Origin of the sequence: Enterococcus casseliflavus NBRC 100478 (genome assembly GCF_001544095.1) — a bacterium.
Taxonomy (GTDB): domain Bacteria; phylum Bacillota; class Bacilli; order Lactobacillales; family Enterococcaceae; genus Enterococcus_D; species Enterococcus_D casseliflavus.
This window is the reverse complement of the sequence record NZ_BCPT01000007.1, coordinates 97,527-120,638: the sequence shown is the minus strand read 5'-3', so window position 1 is coordinate 120,638 and position 23,112 is coordinate 97,527. Positions and strand designations below refer to the sequence as shown.

Sequence of the window (23,112 nt, the reverse complement as noted above, 5' to 3'; positions counted from 1 at the left end):
ATGCTTATTTTCTAAAATACGACTGCTCAGCAGAAGATATGGGACTGAACAGTCGTGCAGCTGGTTGTTGCTGTTTAATTCAAATGCTCTTGGAAGAATTCGGTCATTTGGTCAAAAGGAATCACCTCTGTTTGGTCGTATAGATCAACATGCGAAGCATTAGGAATAATTGTTAGCTCTTTGTTATCACCTTGCAATTGCTCAAAAGCGTCTTGACTGAAGTAAAGTGAGTGGGCTTCTTCTCCATGAAGCAATAAAACGGCGCTTTGGATCTCATCAATGTAAGACAAAAGTGGCATATTTAAGAATGACAGCGAAGACGTGACATTCCAACCATCATTAGAGTTCAAGGAACGTTCGTGGTAGCCTCGTTCTGTTTTGTAATAATAAAAATAATCCTGCATAAAGACAGGCGCATCTTCTGGCAGTGTATCTGGTACCCCACCTGCTCGTTCGTAGCTGCCATTGGCAAAATCAACTGTACGTTGGGCGTTCAGCTGCTGGCGCAATTCATGGCGTCCTTCAGCCCCCATTTCATCAAAATACCCTTGAGCATTGACTCTCGACATGTCATACATGGTGGCAGAAACAGTCGCTTTCACACGGGTATCGATGGCTGCGGCATTCAAAGCTAGACCACCCCAGCCACAAATCCCGATCAAACCGATTCTTTCTTCATCTAAGTTTTCTTGGACAGATAGAAAATCGACGGCTGCTTGAAAATCTTCTGTATTAATGTCTGGGGAAGCCACATAGCGTGGTTCGCCACCGCTTTCACCTGTATAGGACGGATCAAAAGCGATCGTAACAAAACCACGCTCTGCCATCGTTTGCGCATATAGACCAGATGTCTGCTCTTTGACTGCTCCAAAAGGTCCGCTAACAGCGATTGCTGGAAGTGGTCCTTGCGCATCAATTGGTTCATAAAGATCAGCAACTAAAGTAATTCCGTAACGATTCTGGAAAGTCACTTTTCGGTGATTCACCGTGTCACTTTCTGGGAAGACTTTATCCCATTCATCTGTCAATGAAACATTTTCTGTCATCGTTTCTCCTCCTGAGCTGGCTTGCGGCTCTTCATTCGTCTCCTCATTATTGCTGCTACAAGCACCTAAAACCAACGGTGCCAGCACAACTAAAGACACAAGGGCCTTCTTTTGCCATTTTTTCATTTCATTCGCCTTCTTTCTCGGTCAACTATCCTGTACCTTAGGGCGATTGTCCAATGTTTCTCAAATGATCAAGGTCTGGATGATCGTTTTTTCTTGATCGCTTGAGCTATTTTTGGATAAACCTATTGTACTTGCCGCATCTTTCTATGTAAAATACTAATATTAAATACCCAACTATTCATATACAGCATAGAAAAAGGAGTATAGACCTATGGAATTAAAAAGTTTAACCACCTTTCTAACAGTTGCAGAAAAAGAAACGATTTCAGCTGCCGCAAAGCATCTGCATCTCTCGCAACCATCCCTGTCACGACAGTTAATGGAGTTAGAAAAAGAATTAGGCGTGACGTTGTTCACCAGAGGCAATCGCAAAATTACGCTGACGGAAGATGGCCTCTTGTTTCGTAAGCGGGCGGAAGAAATCGTAGAATTGATAGAAAAGACCCGTTCAGAATTTTTGTCACCTCGAGATACGATTGCCGGCAACGTGTCGATCGGTGCTGGAGAAACCTTCGTGATCCAGCTGTTGGGAAAAATCATCAAGGAGATTCAAGTTGAGTACCCTAACGTCAAATTTCATTTATTTAGCGGCAATGCTGACGAGGTCAAAGAACGGTTGGACAAAGGATTGTTGGATTTTGGCGTCGTGATCAGCCCCGTCGACGTCAAAAAATACCATTCCTTGCGCTTACCTGCCAGAGACACCTGGGGCGTCTTGATGCGAAAAGACAGTCCCCTTGCTAGTAACGAAGTCATCACACCAAAGGATCTCTGGGAGGTTCCCTTGATTACTTCACGACAAAGTCTGGTCAGCAGTGAGCTTTCTAAATGGTTGAAAAAAGACATGAACAAATTGACTGTCGTTGCTACGTATAATCTCGTGTACAATGCGTCAAAGTTAGTTGAAGAAGGTGTCGGCTATGCGTTGACCCTCGACAAATTAATCAACTTCACCCCTGACAGTCCTTTATGCTTTAGAAAATTGAGTCCCACCCTTGAATCAGATCTTGCGGTCATTTGGAAAAACACCCAAGTTTTTTCAAAAGCCTCTGGACTTTTCTTGGAGCGGATGAAGGAACGCTTTATAGAGGAATGATTTCAAATAAAAAAAGATTTATCTCAAAACAATTATGAGATAAATCTTTCTTTACGTTTTTTTCTGATTCTTTTTAAATGTGACCTCTTTAGACACCACCATCCTCCAAGCTTAGCAAATTTCCTTCTGGATCGCGGAAATAAGCAATATGAAAAGCTTGGTCCCCTTCCCCAAAAACGGTTTTACTCACTTCAAACACTACACCAGCATTATTCATTCTCGTATAATCTTCTTCAAAATCCGTGGTGTGAAACGTTGCCGAAAGCGTATCAGATGAAATCCGATTATCCGAAATCGGATAGCCCTCCATTTGATCGATCACGGCATCCACTTGGAACATACCAAAAAAAGGCGCCTCCTCTTTCTTCGATGCAAAGCTTGTATAAGGACCTGACTCATCGCCATAAGTTGGTACCAAACCAACTTTTTCCGTATAAAAATGATAACACTTCTGATAGTCTCCTTTGACTTGAACGCAAGCTGTGATTCGTTGAATAGTCATTGGTCTTTTCTCCTTTTCCAATGTGTCTTCCATCAATTCATAAGTAATTAAAGCATATTTTACCCATAATAGCATATTTAGCGAGTAAAATTTATTTCATTGTGAATTTTATCCGATAATCTAATCAAAATTAGCGTTGGTTTTCCCAAGAGTTACTTATATTAAAACCCAATCAGAGGAAAGGCGATAAACTTAGAGTCTTCTGATTGACTTTTACTTTTCTTAACCTAAAAAATGGGTAAACTATAACAAAGATTCCTTTTTGATAGATGTAATAAAATCAGACTATCCAAGTTAAATAAACATACTCTTACTTTATTTACTTTTTTTGAACACGATCAATTCGGTGATATCTTCAAAGAGTGATGGATTAGCGACATCAAAAATCACAGAAAAAAACTTCATTTTCGTGCCATTAGTTGGCGCCTTAAGAATGGTTTCCTTTGTCTCATCGCTGACTGGTAAAGACAATAACTGTGTTCGGACTTTCTCGCTAAAGTGAAAGGAGACTTTGAAGAAGCCCTCCCACATCGAGAGCCAAAAAATTGGTTTCACTTTATTCGTTCCACGAGTCGTTGTCCATTTGTATTCGCCTTTTGACAACCACGCTTTTCCATCTTGGTAATAGCGCCAATCCATAAGAGAGATGCCCTCGTTTTCAAGGGTTTCGATAAAACGTTGATAAATGACATATCCTTCACCCAGAGATTCAGCAATCAGCTGCTCTGTTGGTTTCACGTTTTTGTCTCGAAACAATTGCTTTTTGCCGTCCATCCTTCCACTCAACTCCTTTGCGCTTCGTTTTTTAAGGTTTTCGCTACGTTACAATTTGATTTTGTTGATATCATCTGTGATGACCCAATCATCCATATTTTTTTCACGATTGTACTGAAATGGTGTTATTTCTTCTAATTCAGCGATTTCATAGACCGCTAGATACTTTTTCCCTGCCCAACGATCGACTTGTTTTTTCGATAAATTCAACTCTTTTTCATAGCGTTTTACAAAATCTATGGATTCTTCTTTCGTCATCTTTTCAGATTCAATCACGTTGGCAATGATGCCCCGATGAGTGATGGTCAAATCGCCGCCGGTCTCCACAAAATACACAAGATCGTTGATTTTGGCTCTTCCTCCTAAAGGTGATTTTCTGCCGGCTGCCCCCCGAATGATCATTGTTTTGTCACCGTGAATCAGTTTCTCAAGCTCTTTGGCTTCCTTATTTAAATAGACCAAATGTTCTGCCCGACCGGCTTTTCCTTGATACCATTCTGCTGGTTTTGTCATAAGAAGTTCCTCTTTTCATATGAATTGTTTTTTGCGCTGTTCTTTCCATGGTGGCTAGTTATTGGAACGTTTTTTCAATCGTGTATAGGTGAGAGCTGCAACTGTTTAGATTGATGAATGAATAAAACTTTTGTGCAAAGGCATTAGGCGTGCCGCATCGGGCAAATGTTTCCGCATCTTCTTTCGTTTCGAACTTGGTGATGTCCGCCCAAGTTTCTCCATCTACTAATAATTCAAAAGAAAGGTATCCTCTTTGTTTGGAAATGTATTCTCGGTTTAATTGTTCAACAACACGAACAAATTCCGCTGTTGAGACGCCTTTTTTTAATTTGTACGAATTATGAAAAGCAACCTGTGTCATCGGGGCTTCCTCCTTTTAGATTCCTTCAAGAAATAGAGTGTTTAAAAAAATACCAGTCCTCCATTCAACCGTTCAAATGACTTTTTTAACATCCATTGTATTTCTACCCTGTCCTTTCTTAACAGTTGCAACAAAAAGTCCGTTCAGCAGGAGAGCATTTGGAACTAAAGCGAGCACTCAAGAACTTCCCCCAATAGCTTGTCGTGGGGAACGATCAAACATTTCTCCATTGCTTTCCAGTAACTTTCATACAACTTTTTTTGAGCTTTGCCATAATTTTCTTCGCTATCAAACTCCCAATAGTGAGCATATTTCACACATTTTATGACTCTCGTCAATGGATCTGGCAGGCGACCTTCCTTGATGGTCCTCATTTCTTTGATGTAATGGGTTCGTTTCATTAATCGAAAGAACAAAGCCCCCTCCATGGCCTTCATTGCCTCTGTTGCTTCCTGCATGACTGCTTCAAAGGTCTCAACACTACTGGGTTTCACTTGATAGATACTGATTTCTGAAAACACCCCGACCGCTCCTTTCACTTGTGATTTTCTTCTCAATTATAGTATACCAAGTTTACGTCGTTGATAGTTTGGTCATTTTATTCATTTCTCATTTATCTTCCGTTTATTATTGATTTAGCCTACTACCTGCGGGATCAAATTGCTAAATTATAATTTCATAAAAAGGCTAGCAGCCGAGCTTTATCAGTAGGTCACCTGCCTGCCATAGTCACAAAAGGGATCATTAAGCTTTCGCCTACAAAAAAAGCAATCAACTTTTGACAGCAGACTGCTTTTTCTTAACGCTCATTAGTGCAAAAGGAACGGTTTTAGCTCTGTCTCGATAAAGTCGATGCGATCAAAGACAGTTGGCTTAAAATACGCCGTAATGGCGATAACAGTCTCTGATTTGGGATCAATATAAAGGACATTTCCACTATTGCCGATGGCGGCATAGGTGCTTTTCTCAGTATCCAAGATCCACCATAAATACCCATAACTCATATTTTGAAATTTCTCTATGTTTGTCTCTAGCGGATTGACCATTTCAGTGAGCCATTGTGAAGAAATCACTTGTTGTCCTTGATGGATGCCTTTGTTCAAGCATAGCTCACCGATTTTGGCTAAATCTTTTGCTGAAAGACAAAGCCCGTAACCTGCAGTGCCAATATTTAAAGGATCGCCAAACCAAACCGGTTTTTTTGGTGCCTTGTTCATCGTAAAGTGCTTATGCTCTTGTGCCGTTTCCGCATAATAATTGGTCAGTTCGGCTACACCAAGAGGTCGAAATAAATAATGGTTCGCATAATCAACGGTCGTCATTCCAGAAGCTTTCGCTAACAAACCAGTGAGGATCTGCAGACAAACGGTTTGATAATTGAATTCATTTGTCACTCCTTTTCTTCCTCCCAATAAATCAAGCGAGGCGCTGGTCCAGTCGTCACTCGAACAAACCTTTGTCCATGGATCACCTTTGCATTTATACGGGGCTCGCATCGTTAATAGGTGTTTGATCGTAATATCCTGAATCGTTTTTTCGCCCCGTTTTACTTGATAGTCTGGAAAATAATCGAGTACTTTGTCATTGACACTTCGGATGACACCTTGATCGATCGCTATCCCAACTAGTAGAGAAACGATACTTTTCGTAGCGGACATAAGGTGGCAAGTATCCTCTGGCTTATACTCATGCCATTCATCCGAGTAAACTTCCTTTCCATTTTGGTAGGCAGCAATTTGGCAAATATTAGGCTGGTTTTTACTGATACATGCATGCAGTTCTTGTCTATTCATTTGTGAAGCCTCCCTTCAAAGATAAGCATAATACCATTAAAAATTGTTTTCAATGTTATTTTTAAAATTGTTTTTGAAGGGTCTTTTAAAAGTCTATTAGCGATGAATACGCAAAAAAAAGCCCTCAATGATAGAGGCGCCTTACTTAAAACTTTCGAATATCGATTTTTGATTTCTATCCAGATTTTTTGAGAGGATCGTTATCAGCAATTCTTCTAATGCGGAAACAGTGGCGATGGTCCCCAAAATCAAGACAACAATTTTTGCATGACTCACCATGAGCAGCAATGGGAAACTACCTAAAAGAAAACCGACTGCTTTGTTGAGCCATGTATGCAGACTACTAAAAGACCGATATTTTACATAGCCAATCAGATAACTGACAAAACGAATCATAGCAATTACTAGTAGCCAGACCCAAAGTGTATGAGCCGCCAACAACTGTGGTAGAAAAGAAAGAAAAACTGCGAGAAAAAAGCTTACATCTGCGAAACTATCTAGTAAGGCACCCACCTCACTCGTAAGATTCATCCTTCTTGCAAGCAGCCCATCGACGAGGTCGCTTAAAAAACAATAGGAATAGAGCAGCCAAAACCAGCCAGACATTGGCTGAAGGAATAGTAAAAGTGGTGCGAGAATCAGTCGAGAAGTGGTAAGGATATTGGGTAAATGATTCATTTGTTCTCCCTGCATTTCATTTTCTTCACAAATTTTGAAAACCTAAGATTATTTCACGTACTTAAAAGAAGTCCAAAGACTTTTAAACGTTTTTTCTTTTGAGCATCCTACAAGCCCTGATGCGAATGTTTCAAATCTGGTCCTTAGTCTCCCTTCAACAATCGTATCCGATCCGTACTTCCTGGTATCCGATTCTGCACCTTTGTCCATCCCCCTTCTTGGTACACTTCATATTCTTCAAAGCGGCAAGGAAGACCTTTCGCATGAGCGATATCACTTGTGTCCATCACTTGAAAATGCAGATGAGGCGAAGTCGAATTTCCTGAATGGCCAACGTTTCCGATCACCATCCCTTTGGTGATGTTTTGTCCTACGGAGACAGTGACAGATCCTTTTTGCAGATGGACAAATGCCATATAAACGCCCTCAGAAGCTTTTATCACAATGTAGTTGCCAGCTATTTGTTGATAATCATCTTTCTGTTCATTAAAAAACAAACCATTTTTTATAGCGATCGAAAAATCTCTGATCCAGTGAACGATTTTCCGTTCCCGATAGCCATCTCTTGCAACAATTACTTCGCCATCACAAGGCGCATAGATTTTTTCGCCCCAACAATAACAGCTCTCCAGCGGAACCCCTAAGAAGAAATAGCGCAGAAAGCTTCGATTATGAAAAGCTTTGGTTTTCCCCTCAAAATTAACTTGTAAAAAATCAAAGGCATAACGCAACCCCATTCGATCGGTACCATGGCTAGGAATCTTCTCGGCTGGTGTAGTCGGCGCAAGCCACTCACCTCTTAAGGGGAATCCAATGGTTATCGGCTGCTCTTTCATAAGGCTTTCTCCTTTTTGGATCACATGATCTCTCTTATTTTGAAATGACTATCAATCGCGCGGCACTCTATACCCGTGCTTTACTCCTTTTCACTATAGGTCACCTAAGGCTTTTTTTCAACTCTAAAAAAGTGGGCTAGCGGGCGTGCCTATCAAAAAAACACCTCAATCATGTAGTGATTCCAAACTGTTAGACCAAAAATTCTAACTTTTGAGCGTCGCTTCATGGATGAGGTGTTCTTACATTTTATTTTTTTGTAGCTCTTGGCGGTGACGACTAATCCATCTAGCTATCGTCTGACAAAATAACATTTGTCCATCCTCTACTGTTTGCGCTCCACCAATCGATAGTAGACTCTTGCGGTGATGAAATACACCAGCAGATAAATCATTGTAAACAACAGGACAGAAATAATCGTTACCGTAATCAATAAGTTACGATCCGTCAGACCAAAAAGAATCAGTAATTTTCGAATCATTGGTAAAGCAAACGCCAAATGGATGATCGCTGCCACCAAAGGAAATGAGAAGATCATCAAAACTTGCTGCTGGATCACTTGCTTGACTTCCTTATGGCTTAACCCAACTTTTTGCAAGATCTCGAAACGTTCTTTGTCCTCCATCCCTTCGGAAACTTGTTTATAATAAATGATCAATGCAGCAGCTAAAATAAAGATCACACCAAAAATCAAGCCTAAGAAGAAGAAGCCACCTGTAAAGGTTTTTGTTTGAACTTCAAAAAGATCTTTTGACTGAACGCTCGCATGAGCATCTGCTGCTAGAAGTTCGCTGCGAATCTCTTTTGCGATGGCTTCGCGATCGCTTGCTTCTGCTGCTTGAAAATTAAAGACTGTTGTTGTCACTGGTTGCTGGTAAAGTTGAAACTCTTCGTTTTGATACCAAGAGCTTAGCTTTTCGGCAAGCCACTGATCATCCACCACGAGAACAAGATGCTGAACGGGGTTTTCTGTTTTCGTGAATGTTGGCAGTTCTTTCAATTCCCGCAAGCGAAATTGACGATCATCGATCGTCGTCTTTTCTGGTAACGCTTGATGCGTCCAGGTGGCAGGAAAAACGAATAGTTCGTCGTCAGCGGGTCCTGTTTTCCCTGTGATTTCATGGTATTCAGAACTGGTAAGAAAAATAAGATACACGGCTTTATCTAAACTACCGCTATTTTCTTCAAAAGTGGTTGAGGGAACAAAATTTGGTTCCTCAAAGGTAAAAAGCAACGGTCTTGTTGTAGTGACTTGCTGGCGCTCTTTGATCGTTAGCTTCTCTTCAAGTCCATTAATTGCTGTGTTGATTTGCTGGGAATCAGCCGCTGACTCAATTTGAACATCGTAAGGAAAACGGGTTTCGATCACATTCTTTTGTCCAAAATAAAGACTGGCGGTCGTAGCAACGGTCACTAACACCATCGTTGATAAAATACAAATGCTTGCTAAACCAGCCGCATTTTGCTTCATCCGATACAACATGGTAGAGACATTGATAAAATGGGTCGTTTGATAATAATAGGTCGTTCGTTTTCTTAAAAATTGCAATGCTTTGATACTGCCCGCAATAAACAACAAATAGGTAGCCAAGATTACGAGGACGACGGCGACAAAGAACAGGCCTAATGCACTGATGGGCGACTTGATCGTCACAGAGATCGTATAGCCTGCCACTAAGCATAGGACACCTAATAGTGCCAAAATACCTTTTGCTCGTGGTTCTTTTTCATTTCGCTTGCTTCCCTGCAGTAATTGAAGTGGATTGGTTTTGCGTACTTGCAGTATGTCAAATAAAAATAAACAACCAAAGACGAACATAAAATACAGGATCACCAAGCCAATACTCTCAAATGACAGTTTGAAGACAAAGAACTCGCCTACGGCTAAGATTTTCTTCAGTATCAAAAATCCTAATCGTGCAAACAATAAGCCACTGATCAGTCCGGCGGCAAGGCTAATGAGAAAACTGTAAAAGAGTTCCCAAAAGACCACGAAGGCTATCTCACGTTTTCCTAGTCCTAAAACATTGTAGAGACCAAATTCTTTTTTTCGCTGCTTGATCAAAAAGTTATTGGTGTAAAAGGAAAAGATCGCCGCAAAAATCATGAGGATGATATTTCCTAAACGAAACATGAAGATGGCGCTTTGACTACTAGGAAGTTCCTTCATTCCCGGATTGTTCACGATGATTTGCGTCATCATCAAAACAGCCACCAAGAAACTCATAGATAATAAAAAGGGTGTGTAAGCTTTGGCATTTTTACGCAAATTGGAGAAGGCGATTTTTTGAAAGAACATTGGTTACTCCTCCTTTGCAAAGACAGCAGTCATTGTTTCGGCTATTGCTTCTAGAAAAGCGGTATTGCTGCGATCCCCTCGATACAGCTGGTGAAACACATACCCGTCTTTGATAAACAAGACGCGTTGTGCGCGACTGGCTGCGATCGAACTGTGAGTGACCATCACGATCGTCTGTCCATTTTGATTGATCTGTTGAAATAATGTCAGTAGTTGATCAGAGGTTTTCGAATCCAGCGCTCCGGTTGCCTCATCTGCTAATAGCAGTTCTGGTTTTGTGATGATCGCTCGTGCGACAGCAACTCGTTGTTTTTGTCCACCAGACAATTCATACGGATAGTGCTGCAATAAATCGGCGATCCCTAAAGTTTGTACGATAGGCTGAAGCTGCTTTTCCATTTGTTTGACGGAAACTTTCGATAAAACTAATGGCAATAAAATATTGTCTTTTACCGAAAAGGTGTCCAATAAATTAAAGTCTTGAAAAACAAAGCCTAAGTGATCCCGTCGAAAACTCGCTGCGTCTTTTTCTTTGATCGTGGTCAGATCGATGCCATTCAGCTGCATTTCACCCGCTGTCGGTTGGTCTAACGTCGCCATCAAGTTCAGCAGCGTACTCTTTCCCGAACCTGATTCCCCCATGATAGCGACATATTCCCCTTCTTCTACCATAAAGGTAATATTTTTCAACGCTTCAACGGGTTGTCCGTTCAGCTGGCTTTGATAGATTTTTTTTACTTGTTGAATGTTTAAAAGTGTCATCTTGTTCCCTCCTTCCTTTTTAGAATAAGCTGACTGGCAGAAAAAAGCGACTTACAATAAAAACCGCAAACTTACAGTGTTGAAAGTTTGCGGCTATCGGTTATTTGTGGTGGGAAAATGAAGTGTGACGATGGTTCCCTGTCCCACTTCAGAATCAATCGCTAAACGGCAGCCGATTTTTTCAGCCGCTTGTTGACTCATATATAAGCCTAGCCCGCTCGCTCGTTGCTGAAAGCGACCATTTTGTCCCGTATATCCTTTCTCAAACACCCTTGGCAAGTCTTCCTTACGAATACCAATGCCGCTATCTTGAATCACCAAGGCATTGTCTTTAGTGAAAACGTTAATGGCACCGGTTTCGGTATACTTCAAGCTGTTGAAAAGAACCTGTTCAAAAATAAAAACGAGCCACTTTCGATCGGATGTCACCGTCAAATCCACCGCCATGTCCAGTTGCAGATTCTTTTTCGAGAAAAACAAGGCATACTTTTTGATCGTTTGACGAACGAGGGGCGCTAAAGCAATCGACTCAAAGACAAAATCTTCATTCGCTAAATTTTGTCGCAAATAATTCAACATCATTTGCAAGTAATCATTCACCTTAAATAATTCCGCTTTGACCTCCGTCGGTGACAACGAATCGCTTTGGACCAAAAGATCCAGCGCAGCTAGAGGCGTTTTGATTTGATGAAGCCACAAGCCGAAATCTTCATAAATTTCTTCATTTTTTAACGCTGCCTTGTAATCAGAAGTGGTTTTTTCTCTTGCCAATTGTTTAAGAAGGGCTTGGTATTCGTCTTCTAAACGATTTCGAGTGGCAGGCAAGAACGCCAACGCCGCTTCCGTCATACGTTCTTTTCTTAATAAATGCTGCAGCTGCTTTCTTTTTTGTGCGTAACGAAAATAATGAAAAAGGGAAAGTCCCCCTAAGATCACCCCTGAAAAGACCACATAGTCAATGAAGGGCTCCAACGAAAGGCTGTGGAGAAAGAATAGCCCAAATAGGCCCGCACTAAACAGCAGGTAAACGAGATAAAACTTTCCATAAAGGACGAAATATTCTTTCACGTTAGTCATAGGCGTGTTCCTTTTCTATCAAATACCCTTTATTCTTTACCGTCTGGATCAAATCGGATAGTTCGATCTGGCTTAATTTTTTTCGCAAGCGGGTCATATTGACCGCTAATGTGTTATTATCGATGAATTCTTCACTATTCCAGAGCATTTCAATGATGGTCTCTTTGGCTACGATCTTCCCTCGATGCTGCAAAAGCAAGGAAAGAATCCGAGCTTCATTTGGAGACAGTGGCAACTGTTCCCCCTGTTTTTTTAATACATTTTCTGTGGGATAAAAGGTTACTTGCCCTATCTCAAAGGTCAGCGCTTGTTGGTGGCTATACTGATAGCTGCGCCGCAGCAATGCTTGGATTTTTGCCAAAACGAAGGCTAAATCAAAGGGTTTTGTTAAATAATCATCTGCTCCCATGTTCATCGCCATGATCTGATTCATCTGTTGATCCATCGACGAAAGGAAAATGATCGGCACTTCTGACGTCTTGCGAATTTCTTGGCACCAATGATACCCGTTGTAATAAGGCAGTGAAATATCTAAAAGAACGAGATCCGGTTTGATCTCATGAAACTCTTGCAAGATGCTAGCAAAATTCTTCGCAGAAACACATTCGTACCCCCATTGCTGCAAATATTCTGCTAGAACAGAGACGATCGTTGCATCATCTTCAACAAGATATATTTTTTGCATGTCTTTCTCCTCTCTGTTGATTAATCACTTGCTTCTTTACAGACAGTGTACCAGAAAAGAAAAAGAATCGTCTAGATGAGAGGAACCTTTCAAAGGACTGTTTTTTCCTCAATCCTCTGCCAATCGAGCAAGAATTTCTTGGTAACGCTGAGTGGCAAAGGGACTGATATGCCCTTTTTGGCAAAAATTCAGTTTCCCCAGTTTTGGTACAACCCGTTCTACAATGACATTGCCATTTTTAACTTTCGATTCAAACTGCTGCAAAGCCTCCAAAAATCGTGCGTCTTTTCTAGCAGAAGGATAAAAAGACAAGACATACAGATAATAAAAAAGATTGTATCCTCTAAAGGGATATTCTGTCTGCATAAATAATGTACCCATCCCATAATGACAGGGACTGATTGGCTGACGGATCTCCCAATGAGCAAGCAAAAATTCGCTTGCTTGCTTAAGCGTTTCCATTTGTTCACGATCATGAGTATAGCGAAAAGCATCAAGGACCGTTAACGTCGTCATTGGCGTGGAAAAGTGGGTCTCAGGGCCGCGACCAAAACTATACTTATTGCACTTCCAGCCGCCATCTGCTTCCTGAGTAGCAAGAAAATAGTGAAAGGTCTGTTGCAGCCTCTGGTCCCTTGTGTAACCAAGAGCACACAGCGTTCGCAAAGCCAATGCCGTATGACATGGATAGATCCCCCCTGACGGAGAAATTTTAAATCTGCCGTCTTCTCTCCATCCTTGAAAGATCAATGCGGCTGTCTCTTTTAATAAGTTCTCCTCACGTGACATGCCAAGTTCAAGTAAATAAAGAGGACTTTCTAAGGTCGTAAAGGGTGCTCCTTTTAGTAATTTATGGTCTGGCGTCGACCATAAATCGGCGCCATGATCATATTGATGGGAAATGATTGCTTCGATGTCTTGCTGAACCCTCTGATCCATATTGATCTTCCTCCATCTCTTAAGTGTCGTGCAATCAACCCAATAATCCTCATTGACCCACGGTGCACTCGCTTCTAGAATGATAAAAATTCGAACGTTTTTTAACACATGTGTTAGATTTTTGTTTTTGAATTGTCCAAATGAATTTTAGGAATCAAATAGTTTTTTTTCCAAACGGACGTACTTTAAAAAAAGAGTGTTCTAGTTTTCCTGATGACAGGTTTTAAAAAAGTTTGTCTCTGAAATCGCATGGTTATACGAACCCCACAACGAAAGATCACCTGAATAGGAACACGCTCACGCAACAAGTTCATGCCCCACTCTTTTAGTAAAAGGAATCAGGCATAATGAAATAATTCAAAACGAATGCCTTCTGGGCTTTCAAAGAATAAGGCATAGTAATTAGGGGCGATTCGCTCTTTGTACTCCATTGGTCGATCGTGAAGGATCTTTACCCCTAAAGCTTTTATTTTGGGAAAGATCGCATCTACGACTTCGCGGCTTTCCGCCTTAAATGCTATGTGCTGAACAGAGCCAGGTTTTCTTGAATCGATTTTCTCGTTCTTCCATTCTTTTCGTGGGGAACAAATGCCGAAATCAAATGAATCGCCTATATATTCTACTACTTCCATATCGGCATGTTCTAAATACCCAGAATATTTCTTCTGGAGGTCAAAACCTAATAGTGCAAATAATTGATCATAAAAGCCTTCTGCTTTTTTTACATCATTGACTGTGATTTGGATATGGTGAAACTGAATGTTCATATTCGCTCCTTTCTGGCTAACAAAATAAGTGTTTCAGGAAGAAAAGCCGCTTGCGGAAGTTTGATTCAACTAAATTAGCTAGGAAGCTCACTTAATGTAGAAATCACCTTTTCCATTGCCGTTGCTACTTCTTTAGGCAACTTATTATAGCCATCATTTTCTGTCTCTTGAGCCAAAATAAAGTCCAGCCGTCCTTGCATCCGCTCTCTTAAATGAGCAACATAGGAGGCATCTTGAAAATCGACTTTAAAGCCTGTTACTGGCAGGAAACTCATTTCGGTGATCCCACCGAAATTTTTAAATTCAGCCTCGCCTTCCACAATTTTTTCAATCGATGTTAGTGTGACTTCAGGCGTGACTTTCTTGCCTTTGTAAAAGCCTGTATTTAGAATATAACAAGCCGTTTGGTTTTCTTTAAACAAGTGCATGAAATGGGCAAAATCTTCCCCTAAAGGATAGACTCTAAATGGATTGGCATAAGGTTCGATGACCAGTTTATCTATATCCGTGGTCTCGACAATATGTTCAGCTGTCGTGCGCTTCGTAGCTAAGGTCAAACCAAAAACAGCGGCTAAAATCGGATCCTCAATTTTTACTACAGGAGGCAGCGTGTCATCTTTCATGATCCAACATACGGCATCGATCGGCGAATCTAAATGGTCCACCCGATTAGGTGTGACATATCGTGATTTGACGGTTCGACCATTCCCATTACGAATATCTTGGGTCACGAGGACCTTTTTTCCTTTCTCGTCTAAAGTAACCCCAACATTTTGACAGGTGATAAAGTAGCGGACATTTGGGTTGGTTAGTGGATAGTCTTGCGTTTTATCAAAATAAGAAGGCTCCAGTGCAGTGGAGGCACCATTTGTTTGATTAATCACAAACGCATCGTCATGCAGAACCTTGATCTCATATTTGCCATCATGTTCTGCCAATGTGATAGTCGATTTTCCTGATCCTGAAAGACCAAAAGCAGCCATCGTAAATGTTCGATTCGGTAACTGATACTGCTTCATTCCCCCATGACACGCCACAAAGCCATGGCGATGCGCGGTAGCCCAAGCCAAAGTTAATGTCGCTTTTTTCAATTCACCAAAATAGTTTAAACCTAAGACTGCCGCAACATTGTGTTCAGGATCAAAAAGAGACAGCCCATAAGGAAAATCAGGATGAGACCAATCTGGATCAGCGTACAAAAAAATGTCCGTCTCTGGATATTCTTTGGAACGTTGGTACCTTTCCTCCCATGATTTCGTCATCAATTGAAAATTCAACAAATAAGAGTAAAAATTGGTTTCATAGTGCTCTGGTAACAACAGGTGAGCTTTGACCATAAACGCTTCATCTAATCCTACAACAACTTCACCACCATAAAATTGCTTGCGGGTTCCTTGGTATAAGGCATCTCGCAAAATGTCTTCATATAATTCTCGCTGGATTCCAGGATGCCCGATGATGCGTCGAGCTGCCGCTGTCCGTCCAACCACTTTTCCGTCATTAAACACGATGACTTTTGCATCCTCTGGTAGTCCTAACTCCTTGGTGTGTGTGACCGGCATATCCGTAAGAATAGCGCCAGAAGATTTTTTTGCTAAGTGATAGGCAGTGGCTAGATCATCAATCCAAGTGACATTGTTCCCATAAAAAGCTGACTCTATCAACACTTTAAAACTCGACAAATGCGTATTTTGCGGTGTAATCTCTTTGTGTGAAAATGCACGAATCGTTGCCATGTGCAATCCCTCCTAACAAAAATTTTCTATTCACTACGTTTATTATAATACTTTCTAATCACCACACGCCATATTTTTATACACATTAACTATAAATTGCCGACAAACCATTTTGTTAAAGGATTTGGCTGTCTGCATATTTGTAGCTTCCCCGCTTTTTGCATTGATTTTGTCCCTGCTCATCAATAGTGAGAAAGAACAAAAAAAACTGGAACAAAAAAGAATGTCTTTCTGTTCCAGTTTCTGGTTTTATATTTCATCCATTCCAAACGTCACAATCGACGTAATTAGATAGACAGATGGGTTATAGTTGCTTATTTCTCAATTGATTCGCCTTCTCTAGTAACTTTGTTATCGTAAGACTTTATGACAATTACCATAAAAAGAACTCACGGTCAAAATCACTGAAAAGAACTCGTTTTTCTTAACGACGTTCTAACAACACGACACACTCCACATGGGTCGTTTGTGGGAACAAATCAACAGGTTGGACTTCTTTTGTCACATACCCTTCTTCTTCAAACAACGCGAGGTCACGAGCCAAGGTTGCTGGATTGCAGGAAATGTAAACGATGCGCTCTGGTTTAACTGCAGCGGTCGTTTCAATAAAGCTGGCATCTAAACCTTTGCGAGGTGGATCAACGAAGACGACTGTCGGTTGAATGCCTTCACGTAGCCATTGCGGCATGATTTTTTCGGCTTTACCGATAAAGTAATGCACGTTTTCGACACCATTTCTTTTGGCATTGGCTTTGGCATCGTTCACTGCTTCAGGAATGACTTCCATCCCTAACACTTCTTTCACGCGATCAGCCAAACTGATCCCGATCGTTCCGATTCCTGCATAGGCATCCACAACGACATCATTTTCAGACAGTTGTGCCATCTCGAAGGCGGTTTGGTACAAGACTTCTGTTTGCGCTGTGTTGACTTGGTAGAAAGATTTCGCTGAGATTTGGAAGGTTTTGCCCAATAATTGATCATCGATCGATGACTTGCCATACAAGACACGCTCGAACTCGCCCATGATCACATTGGTTTTTTCTTCATTGATGTTTTGAATGACAGAAACAACTTCTGGAATCTCTTCGTGGATCACTTCCGCGATCTCTTCTCCCTTGAAGAATTTCGGTTTACGTGTCACTAATACGACCATCATTTCACCTGAGTGATGCCCACGACGAACGACAATGTGGCGTAAGAACCCTTCATGGGCTTCTTCATTGTAGGCTTTGACATTGAAGCGCTGCAAAATATCTCTGACTTTGATGATTGCTTGATCGATGTTTGGATCTTGAATATAAAAGTCTTCGATCGGTACCAGAGTATGGCTGTTTTTGCGGTAAAATCCAGTCGTTAATTTTCCATGAATCTTTTGCACAGGGATTTGCGCTTTGTTGCGGTAACCAAATGGTTTTTCCATTCCGATTGGTGCCTTGACCTTGATTTCAGGCAGTTTGGCGATTTTAGCCAAAACATTCTCTACTTGCTGCTGTTTGAAGGCTAATTGTTTGTCATAGCTCAAATGACTCAATGGGGCGATCCCGGTGCGCAACAATGCTTCATTCGGTAATTCTTGTCGATCAGGACTTGCTTGCAACAGTTTCATCACTTTGGCAAAACCAAATTTGTTGCCGACTTTCAACACTTTGACTAAGGCACGTTCATTTGGCAGGGTGTTTTCAATAAATAATAAGTAGCCAACGACTTTGGCGATCCCATTTCCTTCATGGGAAAGGTCCAAAATATCGACTTCAAGTTCCTGATTCTTTTTAACAGGATAATTTTTCATAGATTTCTCCTTTGTGCTTACTTTCTCCATTTTAAAAAGGAATGGTCGAAATTGCAAGCGGTGCTTATTTTAACGGTTCAACAGATCGGGTAGACGTGCAAAAAAGAACCGAAGGAGGGAAATCGGCTGATTGCTTTTCTAGGGGTTGCGGCGAAGAGCCGCTGCACCACAGGAGCAATCCCTTTTCCATCCTTCGGAAAATCGAACAGATCAAAGTTGGTAAAACCTCGATCATTGTTTATTTGTCAGCTGTTTTTTTCTTTTTCTGTGATTTTTCCCGTTCGCTCTTGTTCAAGATTTGTTTTCTCAAACGAATGCTTTCTGGTGTTACTTCACAGTATTCGTCATCGTTCAAGAACTCCAATGATTCTTCTAGTGAAAGGATTCTTGGTTTCTTGATGACAGATGTTTGGTCTTTCGTCGCTGAACGGACGTTGGTCATTTGTTTTGCTTTCGTAATATTGACCGTTAAGTCATTGTCACGAGAGTTTTCGCCGACGATCATTCCTTCATATACTTCAGTACCTGGTTCAACGAAGACCGTTCCACGTTCTTCAATACTCATGATTGAGTAAGTCGTTGCTTTTCCTGTATCGATCGATACAAGTGCGCCGTGGTGGCGTCCGCCGATTTGCCCTTGAATCATTGGCAAGTATTGGTCGAAGGTGTGGTGCATGATACCGTAGCCGCGAGTCATTGATAGGAATTCTGTCGTATAGCCGATCAAGCCACGAGCTGGTGCTAAGAAAATGATCCGTACTTGTCCATTTCCTGTATTGATCATATCTTGCATTTCTGCTTTACGAATCCCTAGTGATTCAATCACTGAACCCATGTATTCTTCTGGTGTGTCGATTTGCACTCGTTCAAATGGTTCGCATTTCACGCCATCGATTTCGCGTTCGATAACTTCTGGACGAGAAACTTGCAATTCAAAACCTTCACGACGCATGTTTTCAATCAAGATCGACAAATGAAGTTCGCCACGTCCTGAAACAGTCCAAGAATCTGGTCCGATTGGTTCAACACGTAGAGACACGTCTGTTTGTAGTTGCGCCATCAAGCGTTCTTCAATTTTACGAGCGGTTACGAATTTCCCTTCACGACCTGCAAATGGTGAATTGTTCACGACAAAGGTCATTTGTAACGTTGGCTCATCAATATGCAAAACAGGCAATGAATCTTGGTGATCGATCGGTGTGACTGTTTCACCAACGAAGATGTCTTCCATCCCAGAAACAGCGATCAAATCGCCAGCTTTCGCTTCTTGGATCTCTAAACGTTTCAAACCGAAGAAACCGAATAATTTTGTGACACGGAATTTCTTCACTTGACCATCAAGTTTCATCAAAGCAACTTGGTCACCAACTTTGATCGTTCCACGGAAGACACGTCCGATTCCGATACGTCCAACGTAGTCATTATAATCAAGCAACGATACTTGGAATTGCAATGGCTCATCGCTGTTGTCGATTGGCGCTGGAATATGTTCGATGATCGTATCAAACAATGGTGCCATCGTTTTTTGTTGATCGGCAGGATCATCTGATTCACTTGAGGTCCCGTTGATCGCTGAAGCGTAGATCACTGGGAAGTCCAATTGGTCATCGTCTGCACCTAATTCGATAAATAGTTCTAATACTTCATCTACCACGTGCTCAGGACGAGCAGATGGTTTGTCGATTTTGTTAACAACAACGATTGGGACTAAATGTTGTTCCAACGCTTTTTTCAATACGAAACGTGTTTGAGGCATCGTTCCTTCATAAGCATCAACAACTAAAACAACACCATCGACCATTTTCATGATCCGCTCTACTTCACCACCGAAGTCCGCGTGTCCTGGGGTATCCATGATATTGATTTTGGTTCCGTTGTATTCAACCGCTGTATTTTTCGCTAAGATCGTGATACCACGTTCTTTTTCGATCGCATTTGAATCCATCGCCCGTTCTTGTAATTGGGTATGGCTATCTAACGTTTGGGATTGTTTCAATAATTCATCAACTAATGTAGTTTTTCCGTGGTCAACGTGGGCAATAATAGCGACGTTGCGGATATCATTTCTAATATTCAATTTATAAACTCCTTTTTTGGTGACATTGCACTCGACAAGCCATTATACCAGAATTTCTTTCTGAAATATAGTGCAAAGTTTTCATTTTTACAGAAAAAACCAGATATTTATTAAATATCTGGTTTTTTCTTATTGATTGACGATCGCCAATAATTCTTCAAAAGCTTTCGGTGTACCGCCTACGAACAATTCCCGTCCATTCAAGGATAGCGGCTCTCCTTTGATGTTTGCCATTTTTAATCCAAGGGTTTCTAACAAAACGCCCCCTGGCGCATAATCCCATGGCGCAAGATGAGAAAGATAGCCTGCTCTTTGTCCTTTAGCGAGGGCAATCAGCTCTACCCCAGCACAGCCAGTCATACGAATGCCTAATGCTTTGTCACTGACCTCGGTTTCGTGGTGGCGGTTATGGATCAACATGGGTGAATTCAAGCCAACGAGACCTTCGGATAAGGCAATATCTTTCGGCGGTTCGATCTTCTCGCCATTGTTATAGACACCAATCTCTGGACCACCCCATAAGAATTCATCTTTCATAACATTATAGACAAAGCCAAAGCGCCCTTTGCCCTCTTCGTAAATCGCGATCATGATACAAAAGTTTTCTTTTTCTAACACGAAATTCATCGTTCCATCGATCGGATCAATGATGAAGACCCGCCCACTCATGTCGGCAAGTGTGTCCAGTCCGTTTTCTTCACCTAAAATTTTGGCATCCGGATCATAGGATTGGATCTTACCAATCAGAAAATCTTGCGTGGCTTTATCCAATTCTGTCACTAAGTCTTTCCGTCCTGATTTTGTCTCGACCACTAAGTCTTCTTTATTTAAATTGTCTTTGATCGTTTCACCTGCAGCGATCATCCACTGGCGAACTTCATTAACGATTTCATGCATTCGTTGATCTACCCTTTCATTTTTAGTTTTCCCTCAGTCTTTTTCGCTGCCTGCACAGCATGGTACAGCGAATAGCCTGATAGTTCTTCAAATTCTCTGCCTAAACGGCGTTCCTCGCCAATGCTAGGAACGACTTTCTTAAAGGCTTGATACGCCTCAAGAAACGTGCTACTAGGAAGGCCTTTTTCATAGGCTTGTTCTAATCGTTCCCACATCTTCATGACGACGACCATTTCATCTGTCGACCAATCTAAGTCAAGAGGATATTGATAATCCCGCATAGTTTTCACCTCTAGTTTCTTTCTCTTCCAGTGTACCATAAAACCTCTTATTGTCGAAAAGAGGTTCTTTGGTACAAGCATTTTTTTATAGGTAATTCTCTTAAAAAAACTAACAAAGAATCACTCTGCTCGTTTAGTCACCGACAGCAAAGCGGATATTTTGTTGTTTTTCTAGGCATTTGTTACACTTATGTTAGCAACCTAAAGGAGGAATTCTCTTGCGTTTAGAAAACAAAAAAATCATTGCCTTAGTCGACAACGATTTCGAAGATTTAGAACTGTGGTACCCGGTCCATCGGTTACGGGAAGAAGGCGCGCAAGTCGATTTAGTCGGTGAAGAAGCGCATAAAACGTATATTGGCAAATACGGTGTACCCGCAGAATCAGCCTATGCTTTTTCTGATATTCATGCCGATGACTACGATGCCATCTTAGTTCCAGGTGGTTGGGCGCCTGATAAATTACGTCGTTTCCCAGAGGTCATCTCTTTCGTGCAAACGATGGACAAAGACGAAAAAGTCATTGGTCAAATCTGTCATGCAGGCTGGGTCTTGATTTCTGCGAATATCCTGCAAGGCAAGACGGTCACCAGTACACCAGGCATCAAAGATGATATGACAAATGCTGGAGCCACATGGGTGGATACACCTGTGGTTACGGATGGACATATCGTTTCCAGCCGCCGTCCTCCAGATCTACCAGACTATATGCGGGAATTTATCGCTGTATTAGAAAAGAAATAGTACCCGTTGATCAGATTCAAAAGAGTTGCGACCGAAGCAAATACGGCCGCAACTCTTTTTTCTACCTAGCGATCATTCGCTTAGGATCGCTAGTTTCTTATTACTTTTAGGGATTTTTTTCACACCGATAAAGGTCAATGCAGCACCTAGAACGGCAAACCCAGTCCCAATCAAAAGCATTTCCCAAACACCGAAGCTTTGGATCAGCATCCCGCCCAAAAGATTGCCAATCACGCCACCGATCGTGGTAGCAATGATAATAATCGTTTGTCCAAAAACCCGATCTTCATCTGTCAAACTATGGTTGAACAAATAAGCTGAAGCTGGAATAAACAAAGCAAAACTAACCCCTTGCATCAAATGGCTCAATTCCATCAAGATAATGGAGCTGATCAACAGCATCAGCACCCCACGAATGGCAAAGGCAACACTGGAAAACAACAGCCAAAAACGGCTAGACCGTATCCTCACTAACTGTTCAAAGAAAATCATGCCTGGCAATTCGCATAACGCCGCAACCATCAGGGCGATGCCAACTTCCTTACTGCCACCGCCAATATCGGCAAAAATTTGTGCCAAAAAGCTGTTGATCATCGTGTGGAAGCTGAAAAGAAAGCTAAACCCGACAAAGAGAAAGAGTAGAAAAGGATATTTCTTCAAAAAGGCACCTGAATGACTTTGTTCTGTCAGCATCACGGGCATTTCTGGCTTCTTGATCGCTGGCAGCAAAAGCAAAATAATGAGAAACAAAACGGCCTGCCCGATAGCGATCATTGGCAAAAGGGCTGCCGAAAACTCCTCCAAGAGCTGCCCCAGTAAAAAGGAGGTCCCCGCAAATCCTAGTGACCCACCCGCACGCGAAAAGCCAAAATTGATTTTGTTGCCGCTATTCGTGTATTCAAACGCCAAGGCGTTGAGAAAGGACTGCATGGAAACGAGCAAAATCCCTCCTAAAACATAGGTCAGTATTGAGAATGCAGGGAAAATCACACCTGCTAAGAGCACCGCGACCACGCCGATTGTCATCGTTTTCAAGACAACGATCAGCGGTACTTTACTTTTTTTGATAATGATTTGACTGATGAAGGGCTGCAAAATCGTAGACGCAATATTGACTAAGGCTAAAATACCGCCAATTTTTGCTGGATCGACCTTGAAATAAATCAAAAAAAGGGTCGCAAAGCCATAGATTGAGCAAAACATCATCCAATAAAGAAATTGCAAACTTGTGTAGTAAAACCGAATCCTCTTGTCACTTGCATGATTACGCATACATCCCCCACCTTATCCATATTCCTTAGCAACTAAATATAGCATAGAACCGATGGATTTAC

23 protein-coding genes are annotated in these 23,112 nt (G+C 41.5%); 2 read left to right on the top strand and 21 right to left on the bottom strand.

Features of this window, described 5'->3' with window-relative positions; translation table 11 throughout:
* Positions 1 to 74: 74 nt before the first annotated feature.
* Positions 75 to 1,172, bottom strand: a complete 1,098-nt coding sequence (locus ECA1_RS07900; RefSeq protein ID WP_060792165.1) for an alpha/beta hydrolase — start codon at positions 1,170 to 1,172, stop codon at positions 75 to 77.
* A 211-nt stretch (positions 1,173 to 1,383) separates the two neighbouring features.
* On the opposite strand from ECA1_RS07900, the gene ECA1_RS07895 reads away from it, so the two are divergent.
* On the top strand, positions 1,384 to 2,268 hold the full coding sequence (locus tag ECA1_RS07895) for a LysR family transcriptional regulator (RefSeq protein ID WP_060792164.1): 885 nt from the start codon (positions 1,384 to 1,386) through the stop codon (positions 2,266 to 2,268).
* 88 nt (positions 2,269 to 2,356) lie between these two features.
* Here the strand turns inward: ECA1_RS07895 and ECA1_RS07890 are convergent, their stop codons facing one another.
* The 19 genes from ECA1_RS07890 to ECA1_RS07800 form a co-directional block, all read right to left on the bottom strand.
* The gene (locus tag ECA1_RS07890; protein WP_060792163.1) at positions 2,357 to 2,770 is read right to left on the bottom strand and encodes a VOC family protein; all 414 of its coding nucleotides are present in this window, start codon (positions 2,768 to 2,770) and stop codon (positions 2,357 to 2,359) included.
* A gap of 315 nt (positions 2,771 to 3,085) precedes the next feature.
* Positions 3,086 to 3,544, bottom strand: coding sequence for a DUF3788 domain-containing protein (locus ECA1_RS07885; RefSeq protein WP_060792162.1), 459 nt, complete (start codon positions 3,542 to 3,544; stop codon positions 3,086 to 3,088).
* Between the two features lie 48 nt (positions 3,545 to 3,592).
* Positions 3,593 to 4,057 (bottom strand): hypothetical protein, encoded by a 465-nt coding sequence (locus ECA1_RS07880; protein ID WP_005230093.1) that lies wholly within the window; start codon positions 4,055 to 4,057, stop codon positions 3,593 to 3,595.
* Between the two features lie 58 nt (positions 4,058 to 4,115).
* Positions 4,116 to 4,418: an antibiotic biosynthesis monooxygenase family protein gene (locus ECA1_RS07875; RefSeq protein ID WP_060792161.1), complete on the bottom strand. Its 303-nt coding sequence runs from the start codon at positions 4,416 to 4,418 to the stop codon at positions 4,116 to 4,118.
* A 164-nt stretch (positions 4,419 to 4,582) separates the two neighbouring features.
* Positions 4,583 to 4,957: a hypothetical protein gene (locus tag ECA1_RS07870; RefSeq protein WP_005230091.1), complete on the bottom strand. Its 375-nt coding sequence runs from the start codon at positions 4,955 to 4,957 to the stop codon at positions 4,583 to 4,585.
* 270 nt (positions 4,958 to 5,227) lie between these two features.
* Positions 5,228 to 6,211, bottom strand: coding sequence for a serine hydrolase domain-containing protein (locus ECA1_RS07865; protein WP_060792160.1), 984 nt, complete (start codon positions 6,209 to 6,211; stop codon positions 5,228 to 5,230).
* A gap of 141 nt (positions 6,212 to 6,352) precedes the next feature.
* A complete protein-coding gene (locus ECA1_RS07860) occupies positions 6,353 to 6,904 on the bottom strand; it encodes a CDP-alcohol phosphatidyltransferase family protein (RefSeq protein ID WP_060792159.1) in 552 nt (183 codons plus the stop codon).
* 128 nt (positions 6,905 to 7,032) lie between these two features.
* Positions 7,033 to 7,725, bottom strand: a complete 693-nt coding sequence (locus ECA1_RS07855) for a M23 family metallopeptidase (protein ID WP_060792158.1) — start codon at positions 7,723 to 7,725, stop codon at positions 7,033 to 7,035.
* A 323-nt stretch (positions 7,726 to 8,048) separates the two neighbouring features.
* Positions 8,049 to 10,022, bottom strand: a complete 1,974-nt coding sequence (locus ECA1_RS07850; protein WP_060792157.1) for an ABC transporter permease — start codon at positions 10,020 to 10,022, stop codon at positions 8,049 to 8,051.
* Between the two features lie 3 nt (positions 10,023 to 10,025).
* Positions 10,026 to 10,784, bottom strand: a complete 759-nt coding sequence (locus tag ECA1_RS07845) for an ABC transporter ATP-binding protein (RefSeq protein ID WP_060792156.1) — start codon at positions 10,782 to 10,784, stop codon at positions 10,026 to 10,028.
* Between the two features lie 93 nt (positions 10,785 to 10,877).
* Positions 10,878 to 11,861: a sensor histidine kinase gene (locus tag ECA1_RS07840; protein WP_060792155.1), complete on the bottom strand. Its 984-nt coding sequence runs from the start codon at positions 11,859 to 11,861 to the stop codon at positions 10,878 to 10,880.
* On the bottom strand, positions 11,854 to 12,546 hold the full coding sequence (locus ECA1_RS07835) for a response regulator transcription factor (RefSeq protein WP_016611088.1): 693 nt from the start codon (positions 12,544 to 12,546) through the stop codon (positions 11,854 to 11,856). Before ECA1_RS07835 ends, ECA1_RS07840 begins: the two co-directional genes overlap by 8 nt.
* 108 nt (positions 12,547 to 12,654) lie before the next feature.
* Positions 12,655 to 13,485: a prenyltransferase/squalene oxidase repeat-containing protein gene (locus tag ECA1_RS07830; RefSeq protein WP_060792154.1), complete on the bottom strand. Its 831-nt coding sequence runs from the start codon at positions 13,483 to 13,485 to the stop codon at positions 12,655 to 12,657.
* Between the two features lie 338 nt (positions 13,486 to 13,823).
* Positions 13,824 to 14,252 carry a VOC family protein gene (locus ECA1_RS07825; protein ID WP_010749608.1) on the bottom strand — a complete coding sequence of 143 codons (429 nt, stop codon included), beginning with the start codon at positions 14,250 to 14,252 and terminating at the stop codon, positions 13,824 to 13,826.
* A 74-nt stretch (positions 14,253 to 14,326) separates the two neighbouring features.
* The gene (locus ECA1_RS07820; protein WP_060792153.1) at positions 14,327 to 15,988 is read right to left on the bottom strand and encodes a phosphoenolpyruvate carboxykinase (ATP); all 1,662 of its coding nucleotides are present in this window, start codon (positions 15,986 to 15,988) and stop codon (positions 14,327 to 14,329) included.
* A gap of 424 nt (positions 15,989 to 16,412) precedes the next feature.
* Positions 16,413 to 17,780, bottom strand: coding sequence for a 23S rRNA (uracil(1939)-C(5))-methyltransferase RlmD (gene rlmD / locus ECA1_RS07815; RefSeq protein WP_060792152.1), 1,368 nt, complete (start codon positions 17,778 to 17,780; stop codon positions 16,413 to 16,415).
* A gap of 238 nt (positions 17,781 to 18,018) precedes the next feature.
* Entirely contained in the window at positions 18,019 to 19,857 is a 1,839-nt protein-coding gene (gene typA / locus ECA1_RS07810; RefSeq protein WP_016611080.1) for a translational GTPase TypA, read from the bottom strand.
* Between the two features lie 129 nt (positions 19,858 to 19,986).
* Positions 19,987 to 20,754 carry an inositol monophosphatase family protein gene (locus tag ECA1_RS07805; RefSeq protein WP_016611043.1) on the bottom strand — a complete coding sequence of 256 codons (768 nt, stop codon included), beginning with the start codon at positions 20,752 to 20,754 and terminating at the stop codon, positions 19,987 to 19,989.
* A gap of 8 nt (positions 20,755 to 20,762) precedes the next feature.
* On the bottom strand, positions 20,763 to 21,035 hold the full coding sequence (locus ECA1_RS07800) for a UPF0223 family protein (protein WP_008381425.1): 273 nt from the start codon (positions 21,033 to 21,035) through the stop codon (positions 20,763 to 20,765).
* A gap of 218 nt (positions 21,036 to 21,253) precedes the next feature.
* Here ECA1_RS07800 and ECA1_RS07795 point away from each other — a divergent pair, with 218 nt between their 5' ends.
* Positions 21,254 to 21,778, top strand: coding sequence for a type 1 glutamine amidotransferase domain-containing protein (locus ECA1_RS07795; protein WP_005230058.1), 525 nt, complete (start codon positions 21,254 to 21,256; stop codon positions 21,776 to 21,778).
* 72 nt (positions 21,779 to 21,850) lie between these two features.
* Here ECA1_RS07795 and ECA1_RS07790 read toward each other — a convergent pair whose 3' ends face one another.
* Positions 21,851 to 23,050 carry an MFS transporter gene (locus tag ECA1_RS07790; RefSeq protein WP_060792151.1) on the bottom strand — a complete coding sequence of 400 codons (1,200 nt, stop codon included), beginning with the start codon at positions 23,048 to 23,050 and terminating at the stop codon, positions 21,851 to 21,853.
* Between the last annotated feature and the right edge of the window lie 62 nt (positions 23,051 to 23,112).

Excerpts from the sequence above, each read along its gene's own strand:
- ECA1_RS07805 (WP_016611043.1), bottom strand. The coding sequence starts at position 20,754 with ATGCATGAAATCGTTAATGAAGTTCGCCAGTGGATGATCGCTGCAGGT.
- ECA1_RS07885 (WP_060792162.1), bottom strand. The coding sequence starts at position 3,544 with ATGGACGGCAAAAAGCAATTGTTTCGAGACAAAAACGTGAAACCAACA.
- ECA1_RS07900 (WP_060792165.1), bottom strand. The coding sequence starts at position 1,172 with ATGAAAAAATGGCAAAAGAAGGCCCTTGTGTCTTTAGTTGTGCTGGCA.
- ECA1_RS07830 (WP_060792154.1), bottom strand. The coding sequence starts at position 13,485 with ATGGATCAGAGGGTTCAGCAAGACATCGAAGCAATCATTTCCCATCAA.
- ECA1_RS07855 (WP_060792158.1), bottom strand. The coding sequence starts at position 7,725 with ATGAAAGAGCAGCCGATAACCATTGGATTCCCCTTAAGAGGTGAGTGG.
- ECA1_RS07875 (WP_060792161.1), bottom strand. The coding sequence starts at position 4,418 with ATGACACAGGTTGCTTTTCATAATTCGTACAAATTAAAAAAAGGCGTC.
- ECA1_RS07835 (WP_016611088.1), bottom strand. The coding sequence starts at position 12,546 with ATGCAAAAAATATATCTTGTTGAAGATGATGCAACGATCGTCTCTGTT.
- ECA1_RS07825 (WP_010749608.1), bottom strand. The coding sequence starts at position 14,252 with ATGAACATTCAGTTTCACCATATCCAAATCACAGTCAATGATGTAAAA.
- ECA1_RS07865 (WP_060792160.1), bottom strand. The coding sequence starts at position 6,211 with ATGAATAGACAAGAACTGCATGCATGTATCAGTAAAAACCAGCCTAAT.
- ECA1_RS07860 (WP_060792159.1), bottom strand. The coding sequence starts at position 6,904 with ATGCAGGGAGAACAAATGAATCATTTACCCAATATCCTTACCACTTCT.
- ECA1_RS07895 (WP_060792164.1), top strand. The coding sequence starts at position 1,384 with ATGGAATTAAAAAGTTTAACCACCTTTCTAACAGTTGCAGAAAAAGAA.
- ECA1_RS07890 (WP_060792163.1), bottom strand. The coding sequence starts at position 2,770 with ATGACTATTCAACGAATCACAGCTTGCGTTCAAGTCAAAGGAGACTAT.
- ECA1_RS07880 (WP_005230093.1), bottom strand. The coding sequence starts at position 4,057 with ATGACAAAACCAGCAGAATGGTATCAAGGAAAAGCCGGTCGGGCAGAA.
- ECA1_RS07800 (WP_008381425.1), bottom strand. The coding sequence starts at position 21,035 with ATGCGGGATTATCAATATCCTCTTGACTTAGATTGGTCGACAGATGAA.
- ECA1_RS07790 (WP_060792151.1), bottom strand. The coding sequence starts at position 23,050 with ATGCGTAATCATGCAAGTGACAAGAGGATTCGGTTTTACTACACAAGT.
- ECA1_RS07850 (WP_060792157.1), bottom strand. The coding sequence starts at position 10,022 with ATGTTCTTTCAAAAAATCGCCTTCTCCAATTTGCGTAAAAATGCCAAA.
- ECA1_RS07820 (WP_060792153.1), bottom strand. The coding sequence starts at position 15,988 with ATGGCAACGATTCGTGCATTTTCACACAAAGAGATTACACCGCAAAAT.
- ECA1_RS07840 (WP_060792155.1), bottom strand. The coding sequence starts at position 11,861 with ATGACTAACGTGAAAGAATATTTCGTCCTTTATGGAAAGTTTTATCTC.
- ECA1_RS07845 (WP_060792156.1), bottom strand. The coding sequence starts at position 10,784 with ATGACACTTTTAAACATTCAACAAGTAAAAAAAATCTATCAAAGCCAG.
- rlmD (WP_060792152.1), bottom strand. The coding sequence starts at position 17,780 with ATGAAAAATTATCCTGTTAAAAAGAATCAGGAACTTGAAGTCGATATT.